Annotated in this window: 6 protein-coding genes and 1 pseudogene; all 7 read right to left on the bottom strand. The window is 45.8% G+C overall.

Translation table 11 applies throughout. The features are described 5' to 3' along the window. Nucleotides 1-1,474: reverse transcriptase/maturase family protein (locus DWX62_RS08510; protein ID WP_243636257.1), on the bottom strand; the 1,474-nt coding region annotated here is incomplete at its 3' end. A 574-nt stretch (nucleotides 1,475-2,048) separates the two neighbouring features. After that, nucleotides 2,049-4,118: pseudogene (locus DWX62_RS08505) on the bottom strand (TraG family conjugative transposon ATPase); the annotation flags it as partial. Continuing rightward, complete coding sequence (locus DWX62_RS08500) at nucleotides 4,115-4,447, bottom strand: DUF4133 domain-containing protein (RefSeq protein ID WP_120172732.1); 333 nt, start codon at nucleotides 4,445-4,447, stop codon at nucleotides 4,115-4,117. The gene DWX62_RS08500 and the pseudogene DWX62_RS08505, both read right to left, overlap by 4 nt. A gap of 2 nt (nucleotides 4,448-4,449) precedes the next feature. Next, entirely contained in the window at nucleotides 4,450-4,746 is a 297-nt protein-coding gene (locus tag DWX62_RS08495) for a DUF4134 domain-containing protein (RefSeq protein ID WP_005801791.1), read from the bottom strand. A 296-nt stretch (nucleotides 4,747-5,042) separates the two neighbouring features. Beyond that, on the bottom strand, nucleotides 5,043-5,375 hold the full coding sequence (locus tag DWX62_RS08490; RefSeq protein ID WP_102409244.1) for a hypothetical protein: 333 nt from the start codon (nucleotides 5,373-5,375) through the stop codon (nucleotides 5,043-5,045). A gap of 150 nt (nucleotides 5,376-5,525) precedes the next feature. Next, a complete protein-coding gene (locus DWX62_RS08485; RefSeq protein WP_102407380.1) occupies nucleotides 5,526-6,302 on the bottom strand; it encodes a DUF4122 family protein in 777 nt (258 codons plus the stop codon). After that, a complete protein-coding gene (locus DWX62_RS08480) occupies nucleotides 6,292-6,744 on the bottom strand; it encodes a DUF3408 domain-containing protein (protein ID WP_057254206.1) in 453 nt (150 codons plus the stop codon). The genes DWX62_RS08485 and DWX62_RS08480 overlap by 11 nt, the downstream gene beginning before the upstream one ends. Nucleotide 6,745 lies beyond the last annotated feature (1 nt).

Genomic DNA, 6,745 nt, shown 5'->3' with positions numbered 1-6,745 from the left:
CGTTCTTACGATATTTTTTGTTTACCTCACGTGTACGGCATTTATATTTGCCTGCAAACGTTTTGTACATGCTGTATTCCATGATGTACTTGAAATTATTCAAGGCATGGGCGCAGTTGTTGGCTATGGAGTAATAGTTATAGAAACCCACGATTTCTCGATTATAACTATCAAGGATTTCAAGGTCGTCATTGAATATCAGTCCCGATTTGCATTTCGGTTTCCATATTTCCTTTCCGTTACGGTTTGTCAGTTCTAAGACTCCCAAATTGAAAAGTTTTTTACGGACAGTTTCCATACTGACATTTAAGCAGACCCTTTTACCATAGGTTCTTCTTAATCTACCCCGTTTATCCCTTTTTTGGTCGTTGGACTTTCTTACATTGATTTCATATCCGAGAAATTTGGCTGGTCTTTCCGTGTGAGTGACAAGTGTCTTTTCATCGGACAGCTCCAATGCCAGTTTATCAGCAAGGAAGTTTTTAATATCTTCCTTTATCTGTTGTGCATCTTGCTTGCTTCCGATAATTCCCACAAGAAAATCATCTGCATATCTTGCATATTTCATTCTTCTGTAATCGGCGTCCATTTCTTCGCCGTTGGGATATTTAGCCCGTCCTTTTTCTATTGCTTTCAGTTCAAGGATTAGCTTTGTCCTTTGCCTTTCATCTTTTACGGATTTCAATTTTCGCACAATACGTTTTCTTGCATTGCCAAAGTCCATACTTTCTCTACTGAATCTTCGTTTCTTCCCTTTGTCGAATTTGGCTATGTATTCCTTTATATACTTATCCAGCTTGTCAAGGTATATATTAGCCAATATCGGGCTGATGATACCCCCTTGCGGTGTGCCACTGTAAGTATTGTGAAATTGCCATTCCTCGATATATCCAGCTTTCAAAAACTTGCGTATCAGTCGGATGAATCGTTCATCCGCAATGCGCTCCGAGAGAATGTTTATCAATACATCATGGTTTATATTGTCAAAGAAGCCTTTTATATCTCCCTCTACAAACCATTTTGCACCGCTAAACTCCTTTTGGATATGAGTTAATGCAGTATGGCAGCTTCGATTGGGACGAAACCCATGCGAGGTATATTCAAAACTCCCCTCGTATATGGCTTCCAATACCATTCTTACCACTTCCTGTATCAACTTGTCATTGAAAGTCGGCACGCCAAGAGGTCTTTTCTTACCGTTTTTCTTCGGTATGTACACTCTCTTTGACGGTTGGGGTTGATACGTTTCGTCTTTTAACATATCAATTAACTTTTCAATTCGTTTCAGGCTCATGCTGTCAATGGTCTGACCGTCCGAACCTTTAGTCATGTTACCTTCTTTAGCGTAAATACGCTGATAGGCAACATAGAACATTTCCTCATTGAACAAAATTCTGTAAAGACGTTCAAACTTATAGCTTGCATCCTTACTGTGTTCTGATAGACTGTTTAATACTCTTTCTGGACTTCTCATAATGTCTCTCACATTTTCCGTTAATTGTATTAATAATTAGCTGCTTCCCTTCGCCATGTACAAGGCGTTACCTTGCTCAAACTACTATGGAAGCTCCGTTACCACTCCGAATTTTCATAGGTCGAACCTAATAGCCTTTCGGCACTTCGGGATAGGTAATCCCCGTTTATCACATCGTAACTGTTGGCATGATAGATTGTCGGATACGACTTCCGTCCTTTACTCGCTTACTGCGGTTGTGTCGTGATAAGTTCTTGCTACATTCATACCTATTCACTGAAGTAGTATCACGATATGGCGGTTGATAGTTACCTTACGCCATAGCCTCAAGGGGGACCACTCAGACTATCGTTCAATCAATTCGGACTTTATCCTCATATCTATCTTTTCATCTCGCCATTCAGTCGCAGTTTGGTAACTAACTGACTTATGACTTTTCCGACATGCTACACTCCCTGCTCGGTTAAGTTTTCCCGAAACAGATAAGTCGGCTGATGATAGGTTATTTTTCAAAGAACACGTTCCTAATCTCTTGCCAAAGAGATATTTACGATGCAACCTTTACGGGCGCACAAAGGTACTTCAGATATTCCGCCATACCTTCCTTGCTGATGGCCTTCCATGCCTCCTCCAGCAGAATCATTTTGCGAATACCTTTCAGCTTTCTCATCTTGTTGATGAAGGTTTCCATGATGATGATGGTGACAATCGGGAACAGTACCTTGTTGTCCTTGATATTGTCCAACTCAAAGACAATGAAGCGTTTGGACAACAAATCAAGCTGCTTTTCGGAGTTTAACAGATAGTCGTATTCGCCACCCTTGTAATAAGGTTCCAGCACATTCAGGAATCCCCACACATCAAAATCCTTCTCCCGTGTACGCTTGGTCTTCAGGATTTCCTGATACTCGTCGCGGATGAACTCATAGAAGGTGTTGAAGGACGGAACCACGGTACTGTCCGTGCGTATCTTCTCCAGAAAGAGATTGACCGCGTTGGAGAGTGCCACCTCCTCGGCACGTGTCGGCGGCTCGTCATCACGTTTCCACAGGGTAAGGATAAGCGTCTTGATGGACTCCTTTTTTTCGATATCAAAAGTACCGTCCTCCACGTAGAAAGGATTGAAGGCTATCGGATCGCTCTCCTCATAGGTGAAATAGATGCCGTCCTCGCCATGCGTTCGGGCATGGATAAGGCTGCACAGTCCCTGATAGGAATTTCCCGTGTCCACCAGCAGCACATGCGCTCCCTGTTCGTAATACTGGCGCACCATGTGGTTGGTGAAAAATGACTTTCCGCTGCCCGAAGGTCCGAGGATGAACTTGTTGCGGTTGGTAATCGTACCGTTCTTCATCGGCAGGTCGGAAATGTCCAGATGGACAGGCTTTCCGGTCAGACGGTCCACCATGCGGATGCCGAACGGCGAGAGCGAATCCTTGTAGGACGTTTCCCCGATGAACAGACACAGGGCCTGCTCGATGAAGGTGTAGAAGCTTTCCTCAGACGGAAAATCACCGGCATTGCCGGGAATGCCCGCCCAAAAAAGTGTCGGCACATCAACCGTGTTATGGCGGGGCTTGGCCTCCATCAGGGCAATCTGGCTACCCACATTATTCTTGATACGCTTCAGCTTCTCCCGGTCGTCGCTCCATGCAAAGACATTGCAGTGCGCACGGATGGAAGTGAGTCCCTTGCTGTGCGCCTCGTTCAGGTACTCCTCAATCCATTCACGGTTGATCTGGTTGGAGCGGCTGTAACGGGACAGCGAGTGCATGTTGCGGGCGGTCTGCTCGAATTTCCTCAGGTTCTCCGCCGAATCGTCTATGAAGAGATACTGGTTCACGATATGGTTGCACGTGAGCAGTATCCCTATCGGTGCGGCAAAGGACAGGCGGCAGTCACTGCGGTCCGTGGACAGCCGTTCATAACGGCTGTCCGTACCCACGGATGACGGCAAATCCTCAGTTTCAGAAAGGGTATGCAGACAGAGCACATTGTCGCCGACCTTCATTTCCCCGGCTCCGAGAGTGATGTCCTGCAGGCTGGTCGTATCTTCCTGCGAAAGCGAAAAATACTTTTCGATAATGCCCGCGGAGGTTTCCGTACCGGTAATCTCTTCGTCCGTCAGCCTGACCATGCGGAGCAGACCGCTGTCGTTCACGATACGCTCGAACTGCCCACAGCATTCCAGGAAGCGTGCAACGGTATCCTTGTCCTGCATCTCCTTGGGGATGATAAACCCGCGCGTGAGGGCATTGAAACTGCTTGTCGTGCGGCTGTGTTCCTTCGTGGTCTTAGTCAGGAACAGATAGCAGGTATGGTTCAGGTACGGCCGTTCGTTGAAATGCCTTTCAAAGCTTCGGCTGAGGAAACTCAGGTCATCCCGGCAGATGTCAGGTCTGTAACTCTCCTCGATGAAGATATCCTGCTTGTGGACAATGCTGTAGTTCGGTAGAACCCGGACAGCCTTCGCCCATGTGGAATGGAGGGCCTCGTACTCGGCGCGAGTCAGCGTGAACACTTCCGGCAGCTCCAACCTGTAGGCCACGGTAATGTCGGCATCCTTGCTGATGATGCACCCGTGCTCGACGGCCATCAGCGGAAACCGGCTTTCCAGTGTGGCAGCTTTCATTACATTTCTCATACATTACGTTTTTTCGGGGTTGGACAAATCAACCGGAGGAAACCCTTCCGGTTGATGATGTAGCGGGGATGGCGGCGCAGCGCCTGCAATTTCATCAGTCCCCATTCACCGTATTTCGTGTTCAGGCGGAAAGTCACCCAGACAAGCACCGAGGCGCAGATGACACCGAAACCGATACATACCCACTGGTCGATGCCTGCCATGTACATGACGACAAACAGGACGAACAGGGCGAGCAGTCCGCCGGCGAAGATGAACAGGTACTGGCTTTTCAGCCCCTTGAACTCAGGGCTGCGGCCGATTCCCTTGTTGATAGGATACTCCGCCATAATCAGAGGAAGAATGAGCGTAAGATTGTGGCGGCTACGATTAAAAAGATGCAGGCGCCGAACCAGCTGGCTGCCGTCTTGGAGGTGTCGGGATCTCCCGAGGAAAACTTGGAATAGACCTTCACGCCTCCGATAAGGCCGACCACGGCTCCGATGGCATAAATCAGTTTGGTTCCCGGATCGAAATAGGAAGTGACCATGTTGGTGGCTTCAGTGATACCGCCGATACCGTTACCCTGGGCGAAAGCCCCTGTCGTTGCAAGCAGCATCATGGCTGCAAAAAAGAATCTTTTTTTCATGTGTCGAAACTTTTAATTGGTGAGACAAAAAATGATTTCGACCACGAATATATAACGCTTAATTCATTGATTTACAACACTGACGATGCGTGACATCGGGTGTCATTACGTTACATCGGAAAGGGATTTCCAAACGATATGAAAAAGAATTTTTGGCAGCCGCTTGAAAAAAGGAGAATATAAAAACGGGCACTCTCCATGAAAAAATAAAAACGCTGCAACTTGTCAGAATCAAAAAAGCGAAGTCTGAAAACCGGGCGGCTTTCAGACTTCGCTTCATGTCATGTGAACGCTGTTTACTCTGCTGCTGAATCGGAAGAGAAGACACGCTGTTTCCTCCGTTCCTCCTTTTTCTCTTTTTGCAGCTTCTTTTTGAATTCCATTTCCTTCAGAATCTGTTTCAGCGGCCTGACAGTTTCAGGCTGCTCACGCTTGAACCTCTTGTAGTAGATATCCTCTATGAACTGCGGAAGCGGAGCTTTCCACGGCTCCTGTCTGTGGTTATCAATCTTCCCGAGTTTGTCAGGATTCAGACCAAGTTCACGTGCCATCTGCACATGCCTGTCCGACAGATGGTGACGCTTCTGAGCCGCCATCCATTTTTCCAATATTGCTTTTGTTACTGCCATAATCATTCATTTTTTGCAAAGGTACGAATCTTGCCATTATGATAACGATATGACTATTTGTATTTTATCCGACGTCGTTTTCTGAAAATGAAGAAGGCACGCCGATATCACATCGACATGCCCCCAAAAATATGGCAACAAAAGAAACTATTAAACGAATTTACCTATATCGAAAACTTCTTTTTTCTTCGGAGTACCCCTGCGTCTTAAAAGCGGGTTTCCGGCTTCATCCAGATATTCGTTGAGCAGATGCCCGATTTTATGCTGGCATCCGATTTCGTTTTCAAGAAGATTCAATATTTCCGTACCGGATAACTTGTGATAGATTGTCATGCTCGCACGAAAAGCCTTCTGTTCATCCCGGGTAGCGGAAGTCAGCACTTCCACAACATTATTCATTTCCTCGAATGTCATTGCCGTGTTGAAATCAGGATCAGGCTCCGCACCCACCGGAGCCATAAGTTCTTCCTTTTCCTCCTTGGTCAACCCTTTGTTTTCCTGTACCACATCCTCGGGATTGATTTCTTCATCTTCTTCTATAGGTTCTCTAACCAATGGTTCGGAATGTGTAGGCTTTTTTCTTGCCACATCAGGGTCTTCCAGATAGACGATTCTGGTCTTGCCAATCACGTCGTTATCGTCAACCTGAGAAGGCCGTTCTACAGTTACAGGCTTCTCCTGTACCGCTTTTGTTTCCGGCACATTTTTCTTACGCCTTGCCTTTTTCCTGGCTTTTTCGGCTTTCTTTTCCCTGTATATCCGATATTCTTTACGATATTTCCATAACTTGATACGGGCTATACGCATCATACGGTACACTTTCTCCCATGCGTCATACATTTGCTGACTGAAGATGAATATCCACAATCTGTATAATATGAAGATCGCGCACAGGACTTTGACTGCGAAATAAATTTTAATTTCCATAATCAGCTTTCTTTTCTTCGTACAATTTTATAATCTCGGGTGAATATTTTTTCAGATGCTCGTCCACAATATTATTGATGTAGCCGGACATGGTAGCTTTGGGGTCTATGACCAAAAGCATGTATTTGATTATACAGGCATTCTCCTGTTCTATACAGACCTGTGCCCGCTTTGCCAACGGTTTACAAGTAAGGTATTTTTCTTTGTAAATGGCACATCGTTCATCAATGCCGGGCGATTCTTTCTTTTGTTCAGGAAGGTTTACCGATTCCGCATTTTTCACAGCCTCATTTGATTTGACTGTATCCTTTTGTTTCAAGCCGGACTTTCTGCTGAAAGTCATTTGTACAAGCCTTGCAGAAGCATGAATGGCTATCACTAATACAAGAAATACCATGATAATAACGACTACAATAGTCATAGTGTCAAAAAAGTCTCCCATA

The organism is Bacteroides sp. AF20-13LB, from assembly GCF_003603065.1.
Taxonomy (GTDB): domain Bacteria; phylum Bacteroidota; class Bacteroidia; order Bacteroidales; family Bacteroidaceae; genus Bacteroides; species Bacteroides uniformis.
The sequence above is the reverse complement of the archived record's forward strand: the minus strand, read 5'-3'. Positions and strand labels throughout refer to the sequence as shown.